This is a genomic window from Acidovorax delafieldii 2AN (assembly GCF_000175235.1).
GTDB lineage: Bacteria > Pseudomonadota > Gammaproteobacteria > Burkholderiales > Burkholderiaceae_C > Acidovorax > Acidovorax delafieldii_B.
On the sequence record NZ_ACQT01000001.1, the window covers coordinates 69727 to 87257 of the forward strand.

The following is a 17531-nucleotide window of genomic DNA, read 5'->3' on the forward strand; positions in this document are numbered from 1 at the left end:
TCGGCCAGGATGATCCGTCGACTGAGGCAAACTACAAGTGGTAGCTCGCAAGTCAAGCCCCTGTGACGGCGATGCCTTCAAAACACTGCGGCCTCCACCAATTCTTGGAAATTCACAGTTCCAGTTCGACAAGTCGGTCGCGAGGATCTTCTGCACTCTTTTTTGGAAGCCCCATGGCCAAAGTTATACCTCCACTCTCTTGTATTCGGCCCACTTCAGCGGGTGAATACTCGGAACTGGCCGTTCTTGAATCATTGTCAGCGGGTCTGTCGGATGCCTACACGCTGTTCCACAGCGTCGATTGGGCTACTGCCCACGCGAATCATGACAAGCACGGTGAACTGGACATTGTTGTGGTGAATGGAGGGGGCGACGTAGCGTTGCTCGAGATCAAAGCAGGCACCCTCGATGTTGGCCAAGTGGGCATCTTCAAGCGATATGGAGGTGAAACCAAAGACATTGTCAGACAATCGGAAACTCAGTTTTGGGCCGTACTGCATCGACTCCGGGCAACAGGTTTGGGGGCAAGGATCATGCACTTCCTTGTACTTCCGGACCAGTTGGTCGGGGAGCAAAGTGGGATTAGCTACCCGCGCGAGCGAATCGCCGATGCTAGCGAGACGCAAGATCTGTCTGGTTTCATTCAGCGCAGGCTAGGCCAAGGATTGCCTGGTCCACTTCGGGACCGCGTCTGTGCATTCTTTGAAAATAGACTGGCATTGCAGACCGACGTGTCCACCCTGGCCGGGCGACTGAACGCACAGGTGGCAAAGATTTCTGGAGGACTCGCCAGCTGGGTACCTCGTATAGAGTCTCCATCAGGGGTCATCCGTATCTGCGCGACGGCAGGCTCTGGAAAGACACAGCTGGCGCTTCGGTTGCTTCGCGAAGCACGCGTGGCTAACCAGCAGGCGGCATATATTTGCTTCAATAGGCCGCTGGCGGATCACTTTCGGGAGATCGCGCCGACTGGCGTCCAGGTACAGAGCTTTCATCAGTTGTGCTGGCAGGCAGCGGGCAAGCCACGAGGCATACCAAATTTTCCCCAGTTGGTCGATAGATACGTGCGCGAGCAGGAAGTGACAGCCCCTGACTTGGACCTGCTGGTCATCGATGAGCTACAGGACTTTCATGCAGATTGGGTTCAAGCACTGGTCGGCCGCCTGCGTCCCAGCTCCAAGCTATATCTACTGGACGATCCGATGCAATGTCTCTATGTGGATAGAGATGAAATCAACATTGAGGATTCAGTTGTAGTCCGATCGCACGAAAATTTTCGTAGCCCTCGGAGGATTGTCGAGACCATCAATTCTCTCCAGCTGACCGCGAATCCCATCCAAAGCTGCAGTCCGTTTGATGGAGATATACCGGGACTTCATGTGTTCAAGCCCAACGGGGGAGGGCTCTTGCGTTCAACTCTGAAGGCAATCCAAGCATGTGTTGACAAGGGGTTCTCGCCCCATGACATAGTTGTGCTCTGTTGGCGGGGAAGAGAGCACTCAGCATTAATGAATGAGCCACAACTCGGTGACTGGCGAACGCTTCGATTTGATGGGACCTATGATGACCGAGGGGCCCCTAACTGGTCGGATGGCCAATTGCGGTTAGAAACTGTACGTCGATTCAAAGGGCAGTCTGCACCGGCAGTTGTCTTGACTGAAATTGATTTTGAAGAGATGGGACAACTGGAACGCAACCTTCTATTTGTCGCCTTAACGAGGGCGAGCATGCACCTTGAGTTGGTCATGAGCGAAGCCTCGGAGGGAGTGCTCATGCGTCAGATTTCGCACGTCCATATGACAGACTAATGAATTACACGGTTGGCGCAAGTGTTGATTCACCGCGACACGATTGTTATCAGGCATTTCTTGAGTTGCTTCGCGCACAGGTTGAACTGAACTCATCCGTAGATAGATCTGCAGACGCCTTCAGTTACGACGACTCCATTCGATTTGAACGAAGTGGAGGTCGCCTTGAGATCGTCGAGGTGGACGCCGATGCCAGAACTGCTTGGCGTCGAGATGGCAAGAAGTTCGACCTTTTGCACCAATACTGGCTGTACCGGGGAATGGATGCCGTCATGGCTGCTCCCGACCCGTTAGCCCGCGTAAGTCTTGCGAACCTTGAGGCCAATTTTCAGGCCCTGGCCAAGGCGAAGGGCAGATGGCTTCGCTTGCAAGAGGTCTATGGCATGGCCGAGCAGGCCCTCAAAGACACCAAGCTCAAAAACTCAAGCGCCACGCCCGTATGGCGCTCAGCATGGAAGACGCCCGGCGCATCCAGCAAGACCCGCAAGGCCGAAACCGAGCAGCGCCGCCAGCGCCGAGACATCTTTGTCGTGGAAGACGAAATCGAAGCCCGGCGCGATGCGCTGATTGCAGCCTTGAAAAAGCGCTTTCACCGCGCCAGCCGCAACCAAAGCTTGTTTGTGGTGCATTGGAGCGTGATTCAATGTTCTTGAAATTGCAATTTGACGACATGTTGCTGAATCTATGTCGTTAAGAACGACATGAACCTGATACGTGTCGCCGTTTTCAAAAAATGGAAACATATTCCATTGACGTGTCGTCGATGGCGACATAAGCTGTTCATTTGTCGTCAAAACAAGAGTTTTGCATCATGACCGACGCCGCCCTTGCCTGGCACCCCGAGCAACCCCACAACCAGTTGCTTGCGCTGCCCCCGGCGCACGAGCTGGAAAGCCGTGCAGTGCTCAAGGCCTGCATCGAGGCCCGCGCCGCCCTGGCCGAGCTCAAGCAGGCAGCCGAGCTGATCCCCAACCAGACGATGCTGATCAACACCATCCCGCTGCTGGAAGCCAAAGACAGCTCGGAAATCGAAAACATCGTCACCACCACCGACCAGCTGTTCCAGTACGCCCAGGGTCACGACAACGCTGACCCAGCGACAAAAGAAGCCTTGCGCTACCGCACAGCGCTGCACCAGGGCTTCCAGTCGCTCAAGGCTCGCCCGCTGTGCACCGCCACCGCCGTGGAAGTTTGCCGCACGCTCAAGGGCGTGGACATGGACATCCGTCGCACCCCGGGTACCCAGCTCGCCAACGACCGCACTGGCGAGGTGGTCTACACCCCGCCCGAGGGCGAAGCGAGACTGCGCGACATGCTGGCTAACTGGGAGCGCTTTCTGCACAACCAGACCGAGCTGGACCCGTTGATCCGCATGGCCGTGGGCCACTACCAGTTCGAAGCCATCCACCCCTTCGTTGACGGCAACGGCCGCACCGGCCGGGTGCTCAACATCCTCTACCTCATTCAAGAAGAGCTGTTGAACCTACCCATCCTGTACCTGAGTCGCCATGTGATCGCGCACAAGGCCGACTACTACCGCCTGCTGCTCAGCGTCACCCGTGACGAAGCCTGGGAACCCTGGCTGCTCTTCATGCTCCAGGCCGTGGAAGACACCTCCAAATGGACCACGGGCAAGATCGCCGCCATCCGCGCGCTGGCCGAACACACCACCGAACACGTGCGCACGCGCCTGCCAAAGATCTACACCCGCGAACTGGTGGACGTGATCTTTGAGCAGCCCTATTGCCGCATCGGCAACCTGGTGGACAAAGGCATTGCTCAGCGCCAGGCCGCCTCGCGCTATCTGCACGACCTAGCCGCCCTGGGCGTGCTGAGCGAAATGCCGTTTGGCAAAGAAAAACTCTTCATTCACCCCAAGCTGATGCAACTGCTCAGCCGGGACAGCAACCAATTCCAGCCTTACGACTGAAAGCGCCATCCATGACCCCCAGAGTCGGCGTCTTGGTAGACATTCCGCCGCCACTGGTCAGTTACCAGCGGGAAGCGGAGTATCCTGCGTGGCTGCGGACCCAGGATCGGCTCCATCTACCTTGGCTGGCAGTGGATGATCGGTCTTGGCTGTATAGGCCATATTGCCAGGCGCTGTTTCTGGTGGAGGGCAGGACGGGGCTGACGCCCCAACTGGGCACACAACTGCTCTCGCGCCTACGTCACTTATGACAGAGGTGTGTTCGTCCAACGATAGAGTGCAGAGACAAAGTCCGGCCTCAGGTGCATAGCGAATGTGGGCATCCTCCTTTGCAATGTGGGTCGAATGCCCTCGCTCGGAATCTTTAACTGCCTGCAGACGGAAAACATCAGCATTCTGTTTATCGGTCGCTCTGCAGCGGTTGCGGTCGTCCACACAAGCGATTTGAGCGACCGATAGCGTCCGCGTACCAAAATTCAGTTGCCAATGGCTGACGGACGCGGACAACTGCCAGCAAGACCTGTCATTCGTCACCTTGCGCCTAAGCCGCTGCATTCCGCCTTATGCAGCCGCTGACAAGTCAGCCGACTTAAACCAACTCATGGGCAATGAGATTCTTCATTCAGAATTCTCTGGGCTAGTTCAGAGGCGTCCTGGGGGCTCAACCAGCTCGGGCGTGGTCGGCCCTTTGAGGTATCACAGCTAAGCACTGCTTCGATCGTCTGTCTGGGAATGCCGAAAAGACCAACTCGTGCTCCTACAAGTCCTCCGACTATGCAGGCATTCGTATCTGTGTCCCCACCATACCCTAGAACATTTTGTAGTGCATCGATGAACGGGGTGCTGCGCAGCATGTGATGAAAAGCATGGAAAAAGGCGATACGCACAAACCCGCATCCGGCACGATGCGCGGCACTCACTCCGGATTGCTTGCGCGGACGACGGGCCCGATGTCGTCCGGCACAACCGTCAAGTCGTGTTCTCCCCAGATCAGCAGCAGATCACCCCGGTATCGAGAGAGCGCATCGAGCAGGTTTGACGCGCGTGAAAATGTCTTGCTTCAATACCGGTGACGCGGGAGGAGCACGCATGCACTACTAGCGCCTGAGCATCCACGCGCGTAGGTTGTGGGCATGGACCTCCCACCGTGCCCGCCCTTTGACCCGGCGCCAGTCGCACAACTCCCAGAGCAGTCGCCCCGCGCCACCATGTCCTGCCGTGCCCAGCAGCGCCAGACGGCGTACCCGTGCGCTTATGCCGGCGAGCTCCGCCATGGTCAATCCGCCAAACGAGAAACCCTCCAAGCAGAAAGCCGCATCGCCCAGGAAATGCCGAAGTCCGTTATCAAGCGCTTTGGCAAACCGCTCCTGGCAATCAGCATCGTGCGGATGCCCGGGGAATGCGTCGGAATCACCGAAGCCGGGCATGTCCGGCACCCACACGCTGAATCAGGTGGCAAGCGTCTCGATGTTCCACGCCCAGTGGATCCATGAGCGGTGGCCGCCATGGAGAAGCACCAAGTCGGGGCCGTGTCCCCAATGCCTCCAGCAAAGGCGTGCACCATTGTGCCTCGCTTCGAGGCGGTGCCCCTGGACCGCGAGTTGCTGCAAGGAGCGTCGTGCCGCCGCCAGGTCTCTCGGATCAGGCAGGCACAGGGTCATGCCTGGAAGATCAGGGCATCGACAGCCGTCACGCCCTGGCCTTCGGGCAAGATCAGCAGCGGATTCACCTCGGCCTCCACGATGCGCAGTTCCGGTTTGAGCGCAAGTTGCGAGAGCGCGCTGACTGCCCGCGCCAAGGCATCCAGGTCCCCCTTTGCCTTACCGCGCAGGCCCGTCAGCGGTTTGAGTGCATTAACCTCGGTAATCATCTCCTGCGCGGCCTCGACCGTGACCGGCGCGAGCCGTATGCTGCGGTCCTTGGCAACCTCCGCCCAAATGCCGCCTGCCGCCAGCATCACGATGGGGCCGGCCTCAGGGTCTACCCGGTATCCCACCAGGACTTCACCGAGGCCCTTCTGCATGGGCTGCACTAGCACCTCCTCGCAAGAAGCCTGGGGCGCTTTGTCGGCCAGGTTTTTCCGCAAGGTGGCAATGGCATTTGCGAGCTCCTGCTCATTGCGGATGTTGAGTACTACCCCGCCCACTTCGGTCTTGTGCGGTATGTCCGCGGAGCAGACCTTGGCGACGACTGGGAAGGCGAACGGCAGCGGCTGGGTCGCGACGGCATCGAATCTCCGCACGGCGGCGGACGCGTGCGGCACTCCGATCTGGTCGAGGATGCCGTAGGCCTGGGCCTCGTTCAGGGTGGTCGTGTCAGCTTGGCGTGGCAACGGTGCGGGCTCCTGGCCGGGCTGGCGGCGTGCCAGAACGGCGGCGATGGCGTCCCCGCAGGCCTCGGGCGTGCGAAAGCACGGTACGCCCGCTGCAGTGAGCGCTGCCAGCGCCTCGGGTGCGTCAGGCACCAGCATGGCCGCAAGCGGCTTGGGCTGGCCGGCGCATTCAACGATGGGCTTCACCGCCAGTTGCGGCTGAAAGCGAGCCGACGAGCCCACCACGGCCAGCACGAGATCAAATTCGGGTGCGGTGAGCAGAATGTCCAACGTGCCCTTCATGGTTTCGTATTTAGTGCCCGCGAGCGTCATGTCGAGCACGCGGCCGGGCGTGCAGGGCAGGCCTGCCTGCTGCAGGCGATGGAGCGTTGCGGCCGAAGCCGGTTCCACCACCACGCCCCTGATACCGAGCTGGTCCACCGCCATCGCCGCACCGCCGCCGGTGGTCGTAACCACGCCCACGCGCTTGGGTGCACTCTCCAGTGGAATGCGCTTGGCGAGCGGGAAGGTTTCGAGCAGCGCGTCCAGCACGCCCACGCGGGCGATTCCCAGGTCCTTGAAAAAGGCATCGGCGATATCGTCTTCACCAGCGATGGCTCCGGTGTGGGTGGTGGCCATCTCGGCAGCGGCGGCGCTGCGCCCAAGTTTGTAGGCAATCACCGGCTTGCCCGCCCGGTGCGCCGCGCGCGCGAAGGCACGCAATTCGGGACCGTGGCGCATGCTCTCCAGAAACAACAGGTAGCCCTCGATCGCAGGGTCATCCAGTGTGGCGGAGCAGATCTCGCCTACGTTCAGATCCACTTCGCTGCCCACCGACACCAGCCCCGCAAAACCCACGCCACGCGCCTTCCCGCGCGAGACCAGCGCGCCGATCATGCTGCCACTGTGGGAGGCGACGAAAACTTTCCCAGGCGGAATGTCCGGCTCGGCAAAGGCCGCGTTGGCCGTAAGCACCAGGCCCGTGCGCGGATTGACTACGCCTAAGCTGCTCGGGCCGAGGATGCGAATGCCCGTCTCGCGGGCGATCTGGCGTAGTTCTTCCTCGCGTTGCACGCCCTCAGTGCCGGATTCGGAAAAGCCGCTCGCCAGAACGGTGACTACCTTCACGCCCACGGCCGCACATTCGCGCACCGCCGGAATCACGGTGTCCGTGGGTGTGAGCACGAAGACTTGGTCAGGCACCTCGGGCAGGCTTTGCAGGCTGGGCCAAGCCCGGAGGCCCTGGATTTCCGCGCGCTTAGGGTTGATTGGGTAGATGCGGCCCGCAAAACCCGAGCGCTTGAGAAACTGCACGGGCCGCCCGCCCATTTTGCTGACGTCGTCCGAGGCACCGTAGAGGGCGACGCTGGCCGGATGGAGAAGCGCCTGTGCCAGCGCCGTGGTGTTGTCGTTGTGTAGGGTCATTGCGTGTCGATCTTGATGGTTTTGAACTGCTCGCCCCAATGCGCGATTTCACGTTGGATGTCTTTGCGAAACTCGTGAGAACTATTGCCAATTACGACGGCTCCCAGGGACTCCAGCTTGGCCTTGATCTCGGGAGCCTGGAGCGCCTCTACAGCCACCTCGTGCAATTTTTTTACGATGGCAGGAGGCGTGCCTGCCGGAGCCAGCAGGCCATTCCACGAGTCGGAAATCATCGCCGGGAACCCAACCTGAGCGAACGTTGGAACGTCTGTCAGCCCCGACAGGGGCTGTGGGCCAGCCACCGCCAAGGGTTTTACCTTGCCCGCCTGCAGGAACGACATGGCGCCACTGGCGGACACGAAGGCCATATCTATATGCCCTGCAATCAAATCAGTCATCACATTGCTGGCCCCCTTGTAGGGGACATGCGTGAGTTGAACACCCGCCAGGCGTTGGAGCAGCTCGGTTGCCATATGCTGCGATCCGCCCAGGCCTGTGGTGCCGTAGGTGAGCTTGCCCGGCTCCTTTTTGGCCAATGCGATGAGTTCCTTGGCGCTGCCTACTGCCATGTCACGCCGCACCGCCAGTACGCCTGGCGAGGAGGACAGCTTGGAGATGGGCTCAAAGCTCTTGACGGCATCGAATTTCAGGTTCTTGTAAACGTAGCCATTCATTGTCAGCGGCGCAGCGGCCAACAGCAGCGTGTAGCCATCGGCGGGGGCCGCCGCCACAGCTTCAGACGCGATATTGGAGCCCGCGCCTGGGCGGTTGTCCACAACGAATGGCTGCCCCAGCCGCGTTTGCAGGTGCGTAGCCACCATGCGCGCGACAAGATCGGTAGGTCCACCTGCGGAATATCCCACGATGATGCGCACAGGCTTGGAGGGGTAGGCCGCTTCGGCCATGGCACCACTGGTCATCCCCAAGGACAGTGCCGCGCAGGTAGCCAGCGAGAAGTTGCGCCGATTCATGTCTGTCTCCCTTTTTTTGTGCTGTCAGTCTTTGGCTGGTCGCTGCGAAAACGTGCGGCCAAACACGCCCTCGGCTATGCGGTTCTTCAGGATTTCGATGGAGCCACCGGCAATCATCCAGCCGCGCGTGCGCCGCACGCAGTACTCAACCAGCGACTCCTGGCTGAAGCCCATGCCGCCCATGACCTGCAGCGCATCGTTGGACACATCCCAGCCGGCCATGTTGCAAGCCAGCTTGGCCATGGCCGTGCTTTGCGCACTTGGCAGACCATGCTCGCCTTCCATGGCGGCGCGGTACAGCATCAACTGCGCCTGCTCCAGCTTCATGGCCATGTCGGCAAACTTCCACTGCAGTCCCTGGAACTCGCAAAGCTCGCGCCCGAACTGTTTGCGCGTCAGGGCATGCTCACGGGCCGCGTTGAAGGCGTAGCGGCCCAGGGCTAGGGCACGCGAAGAGTTGCCTAAGCGCTCCACGTTGAAGCCGGAAATCTGCTTCTTGAAGCCGCCTGGCCCCAACAGCACGTTGGCAGCCGGGATGCGGCAGTCCTCAAAGTACAACTGGCTCCATTGCTCGCCGTTCATGAAGTTGGAAGGCGTGCCCACCTGGAAGCCGGGGGTACCGCGCTCCACCAGCACCGAGCCGATGCCGCCCACGCCGGGGCCAAAGCGCACATAGATCAGGAACAGTTCCGCCTCTGGGCTGTGGGTGGAAAAAATCTTGCTGCCGTTGATGATGTAGTGGTCGCCGTCCTGGCGCGCGCTGGTTTTGAGCTCGGTGACTGCAGAGCCCGCGTCGGGCTCTGTCATGCCTAGCGAGATCAGCTTGCGACCTGCCAGTAGGTCGGGCAAAAACCGCTCTTTTTGCTCGGGCGTAGCGTATTCGACAAAAGTACGGATGGGGCCAAAGTTCCCCGCTTGCACGATGTCGGCGCTCTTGGGGCAGGCCTGCGCGATCTGCTCGATGGCCAGCACGGCGTGCATGAGCGTGCCGCCCTGGCCACCATCGGCCTCTGGGAAGGCAATGCCCAGCAGGCCTTGCTCGGCCAGCAGTGCAGCAGCATCCCAAGGGTAATGGGGCGAATGGGCACGCGCCAACGCGCCATCCTTGAGCTTGTCCTGGGCAAAACGGGCCACCGAATCGGCAAATGCCTGGTGCTCTTCGCTGAGTTTGAAATCCATGTGCGTTCCTGTGTGGTTTGGCAATACGCAGCCATGGTGCCGAGGCCCCTTCGGTTTGAGAACTTCGTGTTGTGTCAACAGCCCCGACAAATACTCATACCACCGGCACTTCTGCGAAGTTCACAACAAGGCCCATACGCGCGACGATCCGTACCCATGCAAATACCACCGCTGAAATCCATGACTGCTGCCCAACGCTTTGCCACATTCGCCTCGTCCCTGAACCAGGCCCCCCTTGCGCCCGAAGTCATCCACCATGCCAAGCGCGCTATCGTGGATTGGTACGCGGCACTGTTGCCCGGCGCCATTGAGCCTCCGCCCACGCTGCTGGAGCAGGCTCTGGCCGAAGACCTCGACCGGGGCGGCGCCCGTCTGGCCCTAGGCCGCGCGGCCACCGTGCGCACGGCAGCGCTCATCAATGGCACCGCTGCCCACACGGTGGAGGTGGACGATATCTACCGCGAAGCCATCTACCACCCTGGCGCCCCCACCATTGCCGCTGCGCTTGCGCTGGCCCAGGCGCGGCAGGCCACCGGACTGCAGCTGATCCGCGCTGTGATGGCGGGATACGAGGTATCAACGCGGATCGGCGCGGCGCTGGGGCGCACGCACTACCGCTACTGGCACAACACCGGCACCGTGGGCACCTTTGGCGCGGCATCCGCCGCTGCCACGCTGCTGGGGCTGGACGCAGAGCGCCACGCGCACGCCCTGTGTACGGGCGCCACCTTTGCGGCGGGGTTGCAACAGGCGTTCCGCATGGATTCCATGTCCAAGCCACTGCACGCGGGCCACGCCGCAGAAGCCGGGGTACTGGCCGCCCTGGCCGCGGAGCGCGGCGTGACCGGCTCGCTTGATGTGCTCGACGGCGATGCGGGCATGGGCCGTGCCATGGGCGATGCGCCCGACTGGAACCTGGCCACCGCTACGTTGGGGCAGGACTTCCACATCACGCGCATGACGTTCAAGAACCACGCCTGCTGCGGCCATACCTTTGCGCCCATCGACGGCGCGCTGGAGTTGCAGGCACGCATGGGTGTGCGCTGGCAAGCGCTGGACGTCGTGGAAGTAGCCACCTACGGTCCGGCGCTGGCGGTGGCGGGCAACTTCACGCCCAGCACGGCGGCCGAGGCGCGTTTTTCCATTCCCTTCGTGGTGGCAACGGCTTTGATCCACGGCAGCGTGCGCCTGTCGGCCTTCACGCCCGAGCGGCTGGCCGATGGGGACATCCGCGCACTCATGGCGCGCATCCGGCTCAGTGTCGATCCTGCGCTGGACGCAGGTTTTCCGGGCCAGCGGGCTGCGCGCCTGCGTTTCACCATGAATGGCGGTCGGCAGGCCGAGTACCTGCAACCCACCCGCAAAGGCGATCCGGAGCAGCCCCTGACAGACGAAGAACTCTCCGACAAATTCATGGAATTGGCAGCGCCCGTGGTGGGCGATGGGCGCGCTCGCACCTTGCTGGGTAGCCTCTGGGAACTGGACACGCGCACACACCTGCTGGACCTTTGACGGCGCTATGCACAGCGCCACGTCCAAACTCCTAACGCTGCTGCTGGCCTGGGCAGCGGCGGAAATCTTCCGCCGTCTGCACACCCCTGTTCCCTGGATGCTCGGCCCGCTGCTGGCCACGGCGCTGTCCACGCTGAAGGGCCTTTCCACCCGCAGCAGCCTGCGGCTGCGCAACAGCGGCCAGTGGGTAATGGGCGCGTCGCTGGGCCTGTACTTCACGCCTGCCATCGTGACCCAGCTTTGCGCGCTATGGTGGGCGGTGCTAGCAGCGGTAGCCTGGTCGCTGGCGCTGGGCATGGTGTATGGCTGCTGGCTGTACAGCTCTTGCGCGGGACGGTTGCATGGCGTAGACGACGCGGCGCTGCGGCCCTCGGCCTACTTCGCTGGCGCCATCGGCGCGGCCTCCGAAATGACACTGCTGGCCGAGAAGGAAAGCGCCCGCACTGACCTCGTAGCCGCATCGCACAGCCTGCGCATGCTGATCGTGGTACTGGTCATGCCCTTCGGCATGCTGCTGGCCAAGTCGTGGTGGAGCCTGGAAGTGGTCAGCCTCGCACCACTGGTCAGCCCGCCCTTCACGCTCACGGGCGCGGCCTGGCTGGCGCTGCTGACGGTGGCCGGAGGCCTGGCGCTGCATGTGCTGCGCCTGCCCAATCCCTGGTTTCTCGGCCCGCTGCTAGTTGCCATCACGCTGGCCGCCACTGAGACGGCCCCCGCGACTGTGCCCATGCTGCTGTCCAACGCGGCACAGCTGGTCATCGGCGTCAGCCTGGGTGTGCGCTTCAGCCCGCAGTTTCTGCACACCGCGCCGCGCTGGCTAGCGCGCGTGGCGCTGGGCACTGTTGGCCTAATCGCGGCCTGCGCAGCGTTTGGCGTGTTTCTGGCATGGGTCACGGGGCTGCATCCGGCCACAGCCATCCTGGGCACGGCACCGGGTGGCATGACGGAGATGTCCATCACCGCAAAGGCTCTGCAGTTGGGCGTACCCGTGGTCACGGCCTTGCAGGTAACGCGGCTGGTGGCGGTGCTGGTGCTGGTGCGCCCGGCCTATCGATTTTGGGCGGCGCGCCTGCACGATGGCATGCACCCGCTGCAGTCATGACTAAAGCTCATTCCTCCCCGACAAATTGTCGATTGTGCATGTGATGGCGATATGGAACATTCGCTTCAGGAGACAAAAATTTATGCACACCATTGATGGCGACCCATCCGGTAGCGCCGAAGGCTGGCTGGCCCATCGGGGCCGCTGGGTCAACGTAACCTTCCTGCTAAAAAAGGGCGAAGAGGAATACCTCATCACCCTTCGCGACGGGCGCGTAACAAGCCTCAAGCGCGGTCCGCACGTGATGCCGCGCTGGACATTCGCGTTGGTCGCGGGTGAGGACACTTGGCAACGCTTCTGGGCGCAGCAGCCGCAACCGCGCTTTCACGACCTGATGGCGATGGTCAAGTTCAAGACGCTGCGGGTCGAAGGCGACCCAACCATCTTCATGAGCAATCTGCTGTACTTCAAGGAGCTGGTCAAGCGGCTCGGAGGGCAACTCCATGCGCGTTGAGAAAGAAGCTGTAACCGGCGGCTACGTGAACTTCCCGATCGCGGGCCGCATGTGCCGTGTGTATTACGAAACGGCCGGCAGCGGCCAGCCCCTGCTGTGCCTGCACACGGCGGGCAGCGACACACGCCAGTATCGCGCGCTGCTCAATTCGCCCGAACTGACGGCGAGTCACCAGGTGATCTGCTTCGATATGCCCTGGCACGGCAAATCTTCCCCACCCCAGGGCTGGGAAACACATGAATACCAGCTGACCAGCGTGCTCTATGTGCAAACCATCCTGGCCTTCATGGATGCGATGCAGGTCGAGCGCCCCATCGCCATGGGTTGCTCGATCGGCGGTCGCGTGGTACTGCATTTGGCGTTGCAGCAGCCGGAGCGCTTCAAGGCGCTGATCGGCCTGCAATCGGGCGCGCATGTCCACCCCTACTACGACTTGGACTGGTTGCACCGCCCCGACGTGCACGGCGGCGAGGTATGCGCCGGCATTGTCTCAGGCCTGATCGGGCCATGTGCATCGCAGCGCGACCGCTGGGAGACGCTGTGGCACTACATGCAAAGCGGTCCCGGGGTGTTCAAGGGCGACCTGCATTTCTACACGGGTGAAGGGGACCTGCGCGGCCGCGTGCAGCAGATCGACACCGCGCGCTGCCCGCTCTACCTGCTCACGGGCGAGTACGACTATTCATGCACGCCCGAGGACAGCCAGGAGCTGGCGCGCCTGATTCCCGGTGCACAGCTTGAGGTCATGCCGGGCTTGGGTCACTTCCCGATGAGTGAGGCGCCGCAGGAATTCCTGCGTCACCTGCTTCCCATGCTGCAACGCATTCAAACTTCATAAGGAACTTCATGAAAGTCGGATTTATCGGCCTCGGCCGCATGGGCTTCGCCCTAGCCTCACACCTGCTGCGCAAGGGCGTTCATCTCACGGTGCATGACATTCAGAGAGCTCCCGTGGATGCGCTCGTGTCCCAGGGTGCCTTGCGTGCAGCCAGCACCCAGGAACTCGCGGCCAGTGTGGACGTGGTGTTTACCATGCTACCCGGCCCCAAGCAGTCGCGCGCTGTCATTCTGGGCGAGGGCGGCGTATTGGACGGTCTGCGCGGTGGTAGCTTCCTGGTGGAGCTGAGCACCATCGACACCGACACAGTGGACGAGCTGGCACGTGCATCGCGCGAGCGCGGCGTGCATTTCGCCGACGCTCCCGTGGGCCGCCTGGCCGCCCACGCCGACCGCGGCGAATCGCTGTTCATGTTGGGCGCTGACGAAACCGACCGCGCCCGGCTGGAGCCCCTGCTGCTGCAGATGGGCACCACGGTGCTGCACTGCGGTGAACCGGGCAGTGGCACACGCATGAAGCTCATTAACAACCTGATGGTGCTGTGCTATTGCCAGCTCAACTCCGAGGCACTGGTGCTCGCCAATGCGCTGGGCCTGGATACGCGCAAAACCTTTGATGTGCTTACGGGCACCACGGCGTCCAACGGGCAACTCAAGGAGAAGTGGCCCGTGAAGGTGCTGGGCGGCGATCTGACGCCGGGCTTCGACATCGCACTGGGGTTCAAGGACCTCACGCTGGCCTGCCAGGCAGCCCAATCGGCCGGTATCTCGCTGCCCATGGGAAACCTCGCGCGCAGCCTGTTTCAACTTGCACGCCATGCCGGCAAGGATGGGCAAGACACCTCGTGCATGACCGATTTCTGGGCCGAGTCCAATGGGCTGCTGCCGCTACGGATGTAGCGCCCTGCATGTAAATAAGTAACCCAAGCAACAAGAATTTTTACAGGAGACAAGCCATGAAACTCACCTACACCAAGGTAGCGCTCACCGCCGCGCTGCTCACCGCCTCAATGCTCGCGCACGCACAGGATAAGAGTGCTCACATCTCGGACGGCATCGTCAAGATCGGCGTGCTGACCGACATGAACGGACCTTTCATGGACAACGTGGGCAAGGGATCCGTAGTCGCCACCGCAATCGCTATCGAGGAATTTGGCGGCAAAGTGCTTGGCTATCCAATCCAGATGGTTACTGCCGACCATCAAAACAAGGCCGACGTGGGCTCTGCCCGCGTGCGTGAATGGTTCGACCGCGACCAGGTTGACGCAGCGACCGAGTTGGGCAACAGCGCCGTGGCCCTGTCCGCGATGCGGCTCGCGCAGGAGAAGGGGCGCATGTCCATCGTCACCGGCGCTGGAGCTGTACGCATCTCCAATGAAGACTGCACGCCCAACAACCTGCACTGGGTGTATGACACCTACTCGCTGGCCAAGGTGGGTACGCAGTCTGTAGTGAAGGGGGGCGCCAAGACCTGGTATTACCTCACGGCGGACTACGCCTTTGGACACTCGCTGGAGAACGACGGCAAGCAATTCATCGAAGCCGCCGGTGGCAAGGTGCTGGGCTCGTCGCGCTACCCGTTTCCGGGCAGTGACTTCGCCTCCTACATACTCAAGGCGCAGGGCAGCAAGGCCAACGCCGTGGCCATCGCCACGGCAGGGCTCGACTTGCAGAATGCCATCAAGCAGGGCAAGGAGTTCGGTCTGGCCAGCGGCGGACAGAAGACCGTGGCCATGCTCATGAGCATCATGGACGTGCACGGCGTGGGTCTGAAGGACGCAGGCGGCATGCTGTTCGCAGAATCGTTCTATTGGGACCTGGATGACGCCTCGCGCGCATTTGCGCGCAAGTTTTTCGAACGTACCAAGCGCATGCCCACCGCACTGCAGGCCGGGCAGTACTCGGCCGTGTTGAACTATCTCAAGGCCATCGAAAAGGCCAAGTCCGACAACGTAGCCGACGTCATGAAGGCAATAAAGAGCATGCCTATTCAGGATGCGTTCGCCAAAAACGGCAAGGTTCGCGGCGACGGCAAGATGATCCACGATATGTATCTCGTGCGCGTGAAGACGCCGCAGGAATCGAAGGCCGCGTGGGACTATTACACCGTGCTGGAAACCGTTCCGGGCGAGCAGGCGTTCCACCCAATCGCCGATAGCAAGTGCTCCCTAGTCAAGTCGTGATGATCACGTCATGAACCAAGTCTGCTATCAGGTCCTCGCAGTGAAGTACGCCACGGTGGATCGGGCCCGGGGCAGCAACTTCCTGCACCCTGCCCCCGGCGACCCCGAGGCGCCGATGGCGCTTGACTTCTTTGTCTGGTTGATCCAGGGGCCTGGCGGCGCGGTACTGGTGGACACGGGGTTCAGCTCCGCCTCGGCGCTCGCACGCGGGCGGAGGTACCTGGTCTCGCCGCTGGAATCGCTGCGCCGCCTGGGCCACGCCCCCGAGGGGATCCACGACGTGGTGCTTACGCACCTGCACTACGACCATGCGGGCAACATCGGCGAGTTCCCAGCCGCCACCGTCTGGGTTCAAGACCGCGAGGTGCGCTACGCAACGGGCGACTGTATGTGCGATCCGAAGCAGAACCACTTCTTCTCGACCGATGACGTGGGCGTTCTCATCAAGCGCCTGTACCAAGGAAATGTGCGGCTGGTGGACGGATTTCACCTACTGCGTGACGGCATCGAGCTGCACCGCGTTGGCGGCCATACCGACGGACTCCAGGTGGTGCGCGTGCGCACCGCGCATGGCTGGGTGGTTCTCGCGTCCGATGCGGCGCACTACTACGAAAACTTGACGCTGCAAAACCCTTTCCCTGCCATCTTCAGCCTAGAAGACATGCTCACTGGGTATGCACATATCCGCGAATTGGCGGATGGCGAAGACCTTATCGTCCCAGGCCATGACCCCGCAGTCTGCGCACGCTTCAAGAGTGCAGATGCCCCAGGCGTCCACGCCTGGCATATCGCCTGACAACTATTTTATGAATGGAGACACATTGACATGAATGCATACCACCAACGTAAGCGCTCCTTCCTGCTAGGCTGCGTGGCCCTGGTCCTCAGCAGTACGGTCTTCGCCCAAACAGCGAACAGCGACTGGCCCACGCGGCCCGTCACCATCGTCGTCGGCTTTAGCGCGGGCGGTCCCACTGACGTGGTGGCACGCATACTGGCCGACAACCTCACTACCCAATTCAAGCAGAGCTTCGTAGTGGACAACAAGGCCGGTGCATCCGGTGGCGTGGCGGCCATGCAGGTCAAGCAGGCTGCGCCCGACGGTTACATACTGATGTTCGGCAGCAGCAGTACGCTGTCCATCATCCCCACACTGCAAAAGACTGGGTACGATCCGATCCGAGACTTTACCGCCATCGGATTGGTAGCGAGCTATCCGTACTTTCTGGTGACTCCAGCATCGTCGAACATCACCTCCCTGGACGAGCTGCTCAAGCAAGGCCGCAACCCCTCATCGCGACTGAGTTACGGCTCTGCCGGCAACGGCGCAGTCAACCACCTCGCGGCCGAGTGGTTCAAGCACGAAGCGAAGATCGACGCGGTGCACATTCCCTATAAGGGCGACTCCGCCGCGGTCACCGACCTCGTGGCGGGGCGACTGGATTTTGCTTTCCTCGCCGGCTCCGTGGCGCTGCCGCAGGCCAAGGCCGGAAAGATGCGGTTGCTGGCTTCTGCCAGCGCCGTCCCCGGGCGTGGCGGCGATGGCCTGCCCACGCTCGGTGAGCAGCGCTTCAAGGGCTACGCCGCCGAGCCGTGGAACGGGCTGATGGGCCCCAAGGGCATCCCCCAGCCCATCGTCGCCAAGCTCAATGCGGCCGTGAACCAAATCATGAACCGCCCGGATGTGGTGGCCCGCCTGGCAACCATGGAGCAATACCCGCTCACGGGTACGCCCCAACAATTCACCGACCATATCAAGGCGCAGACTGAACGTTGGGGTGCAGTGATCCAGTCGGCCAACATCAAAATGGAAGAATAA

The 17531-nt window shown here is 61.7% G+C and carries 16 protein-coding genes; 11 read left to right on the forward strand and 5 right to left on the reverse strand.

The window, feature by feature from the left end; all coding sequences use genetic code 11:
* Positions 1–173: 173 nt before the first annotated feature.
* The 3 genes from ACDELDRAFT_RS00245 (at position 174) to fic (ending at position 3738) form a co-directional block, all read left to right on the forward strand.
* Positions 174–1808, forward strand: a complete 1635-nt coding sequence (locus ACDELDRAFT_RS00245) for a nuclease-related domain-containing DEAD/DEAH box helicase (protein ID WP_100084372.1) — start codon at positions 174–176, stop codon at positions 1806–1808.
* Positions 1808–2461, forward strand: coding sequence for a hypothetical protein (locus ACDELDRAFT_RS25290; RefSeq protein ID WP_198403185.1), 654 nt, complete (start codon positions 1808–1810; stop codon positions 2459–2461). Before ACDELDRAFT_RS00245 ends, ACDELDRAFT_RS25290 begins: the two co-directional genes overlap by 1 nt.
* Positions 2462–2619: 158 nt before the next feature.
* Positions 2620–3738 (forward strand): protein adenylyltransferase Fic, encoded by a 1119-nt coding sequence (fic, locus tag ACDELDRAFT_RS00255; RefSeq protein WP_005792684.1) that lies wholly within the window; start codon positions 2620–2622, stop codon positions 3736–3738.
* Positions 3739–4337: 599 nt separating this feature from the next.
* On the opposite strand, the gene ACDELDRAFT_RS26155 is transcribed toward fic, so the two are convergent.
* The 5 genes from ACDELDRAFT_RS26155 to ACDELDRAFT_RS00275 form a co-directional block, all read right to left on the reverse strand.
* The gene (locus ACDELDRAFT_RS26155) at positions 4338–4658 is read right to left on the reverse strand and encodes an ADP-ribosylglycohydrolase family protein (protein ID WP_157764836.1); all 321 of its coding nucleotides are present in this window, start codon (positions 4656–4658) and stop codon (positions 4338–4340) included.
* Positions 4659–4835: 177 nt separating this feature from the next.
* Positions 4836–5165 carry a hypothetical protein gene (locus tag ACDELDRAFT_RS26160; RefSeq protein ID WP_050784097.1) on the reverse strand — a complete coding sequence of 110 codons (330 nt, stop codon included), beginning with the start codon at positions 5163–5165 and terminating at the stop codon, positions 4836–4838.
* 230 nt (positions 5166–5395) lie between these two features.
* Positions 5396–7474 (reverse strand): acetate--CoA ligase family protein, encoded by a 2079-nt coding sequence (locus ACDELDRAFT_RS00265; RefSeq protein WP_005792685.1) that lies wholly within the window; start codon positions 7472–7474, stop codon positions 5396–5398.
* Positions 7471–8445: a Bug family tripartite tricarboxylate transporter substrate binding protein gene (locus ACDELDRAFT_RS00270; protein ID WP_005792686.1), complete on the reverse strand. Its 975-nt coding sequence runs from the start codon at positions 8443–8445 to the stop codon at positions 7471–7473. The genes ACDELDRAFT_RS00265 and ACDELDRAFT_RS00270 overlap by 4 nt, the downstream gene beginning before the upstream one ends.
* A gap of 24 nt (positions 8446–8469) precedes the next feature.
* Positions 8470–9624 (reverse strand): acyl-CoA dehydrogenase family protein, encoded by a 1155-nt coding sequence (locus ACDELDRAFT_RS00275; RefSeq protein ID WP_005792687.1) that lies wholly within the window; start codon positions 9622–9624, stop codon positions 8470–8472.
* A gap of 180 nt (positions 9625–9804) precedes the next feature.
* On the opposite strand from ACDELDRAFT_RS00275, the gene ACDELDRAFT_RS00280 reads away from it, so the two are divergent.
* From ACDELDRAFT_RS00280 to ACDELDRAFT_RS00315, 8 genes are all read left to right on the forward strand, one after another.
* Positions 9805–11136, forward strand: coding sequence for an MmgE/PrpD family protein (locus ACDELDRAFT_RS00280; protein ID WP_005792688.1), 1332 nt, complete (start codon positions 9805–9807; stop codon positions 11134–11136).
* A gap of 7 nt (positions 11137–11143) precedes the next feature.
* A complete protein-coding gene (locus tag ACDELDRAFT_RS00285; protein ID WP_005792689.1) occupies positions 11144–12238 on the forward strand; it encodes an AbrB family transcriptional regulator in 1095 nt (364 codons plus the stop codon).
* 82 nt (positions 12239–12320) lie between these two features.
* Positions 12321–12692: a hypothetical protein gene (locus ACDELDRAFT_RS00290; RefSeq protein ID WP_005792690.1), complete on the forward strand. Its 372-nt coding sequence runs from the start codon at positions 12321–12323 to the stop codon at positions 12690–12692.
* Positions 12682–13530, forward strand: a complete 849-nt coding sequence (locus tag ACDELDRAFT_RS00295; RefSeq protein WP_005792691.1) for an alpha/beta fold hydrolase — start codon at positions 12682–12684, stop codon at positions 13528–13530. Before ACDELDRAFT_RS00290 ends, ACDELDRAFT_RS00295 begins: the two co-directional genes overlap by 11 nt.
* 8 nt (positions 13531–13538) lie before the next feature.
* A complete protein-coding gene (locus ACDELDRAFT_RS00300; protein ID WP_005792692.1) occupies positions 13539–14429 on the forward strand; it encodes an NAD(P)-dependent oxidoreductase in 891 nt (296 codons plus the stop codon).
* Positions 14430–14485: 56 nt separating this feature from the next.
* Positions 14486–15712, forward strand: coding sequence for an ABC transporter substrate-binding protein (locus ACDELDRAFT_RS00305; RefSeq protein WP_005792693.1), 1227 nt, complete (start codon positions 14486–14488; stop codon positions 15710–15712).
* A gap of 10 nt (positions 15713–15722) precedes the next feature.
* On the forward strand, positions 15723–16508 hold the full coding sequence (locus ACDELDRAFT_RS00310; RefSeq protein WP_005792694.1) for an N-acyl homoserine lactonase family protein: 786 nt from the start codon (positions 15723–15725) through the stop codon (positions 16506–16508).
* A 30-nt stretch (positions 16509–16538) separates the two neighbouring features.
* Positions 16539–17531: a Bug family tripartite tricarboxylate transporter substrate binding protein gene (locus ACDELDRAFT_RS00315; protein ID WP_005792696.1), complete on the forward strand. Its 993-nt coding sequence runs from the start codon at positions 16539–16541 to the stop codon at positions 17529–17531.

What these genes read in the sequence shown, in the direction of transcription:
- ACDELDRAFT_RS00245 (WP_100084372.1), top strand. Translation starts at nt 174, where the DNA reads ATGGCCAAAGTTATACCTCCACTCTCTTGTATTCGGCCCACTTCAGCG.
- ACDELDRAFT_RS25290 (WP_198403185.1), top strand. Translation starts at nt 1,808, where the DNA reads ATGAATTACACGGTTGGCGCAAGTGTTGATTCACCGCGACACGATTGT.
- fic (WP_005792684.1), top strand. Translation starts at nt 2,620, where the DNA reads ATGACCGACGCCGCCCTTGCCTGGCACCCCGAGCAACCCCACAACCAG.
- ACDELDRAFT_RS26160 (WP_050784097.1), bottom strand. Translation starts at nt 5,165, where the DNA reads ATGCCCGGCTTCGGTGATTCCGACGCATTCCCCGGGCATCCGCACGAT.
- ACDELDRAFT_RS00265 (WP_005792685.1), bottom strand. Translation starts at nt 7,474, where the DNA reads ATGACCCTACACAACGACAACACCACGGCGCTGGCACAGGCGCTTCTC.
- ACDELDRAFT_RS00270 (WP_005792686.1), bottom strand. Translation starts at nt 8,445, where the DNA reads ATGAATCGGCGCAACTTCTCGCTGGCTACCTGCGCGGCACTGTCCTTG.
- ACDELDRAFT_RS00275 (WP_005792687.1), bottom strand. Translation starts at nt 9,624, where the DNA reads ATGGATTTCAAACTCAGCGAAGAGCACCAGGCATTTGCCGATTCGGTG.
- ACDELDRAFT_RS00280 (WP_005792688.1), top strand. Translation starts at nt 9,805, where the DNA reads ATGACTGCTGCCCAACGCTTTGCCACATTCGCCTCGTCCCTGAACCAG.
- ACDELDRAFT_RS00285 (WP_005792689.1), top strand. Translation starts at nt 11,144, where the DNA reads ATGCACAGCGCCACGTCCAAACTCCTAACGCTGCTGCTGGCCTGGGCA.
- ACDELDRAFT_RS00290 (WP_005792690.1), top strand. Translation starts at nt 12,321, where the DNA reads ATGCACACCATTGATGGCGACCCATCCGGTAGCGCCGAAGGCTGGCTG.
- ACDELDRAFT_RS00295 (WP_005792691.1), top strand. Translation starts at nt 12,682, where the DNA reads ATGCGCGTTGAGAAAGAAGCTGTAACCGGCGGCTACGTGAACTTCCCG.
- ACDELDRAFT_RS00300 (WP_005792692.1), top strand. Translation starts at nt 13,539, where the DNA reads ATGAAAGTCGGATTTATCGGCCTCGGCCGCATGGGCTTCGCCCTAGCC.
- ACDELDRAFT_RS00305 (WP_005792693.1), top strand. Translation starts at nt 14,486, where the DNA reads ATGAAACTCACCTACACCAAGGTAGCGCTCACCGCCGCGCTGCTCACC.
- ACDELDRAFT_RS00310 (WP_005792694.1), top strand. Translation starts at nt 15,723, where the DNA reads ATGAACCAAGTCTGCTATCAGGTCCTCGCAGTGAAGTACGCCACGGTG.
- ACDELDRAFT_RS00315 (WP_005792696.1), top strand. Translation starts at nt 16,539, where the DNA reads ATGAATGCATACCACCAACGTAAGCGCTCCTTCCTGCTAGGCTGCGTG.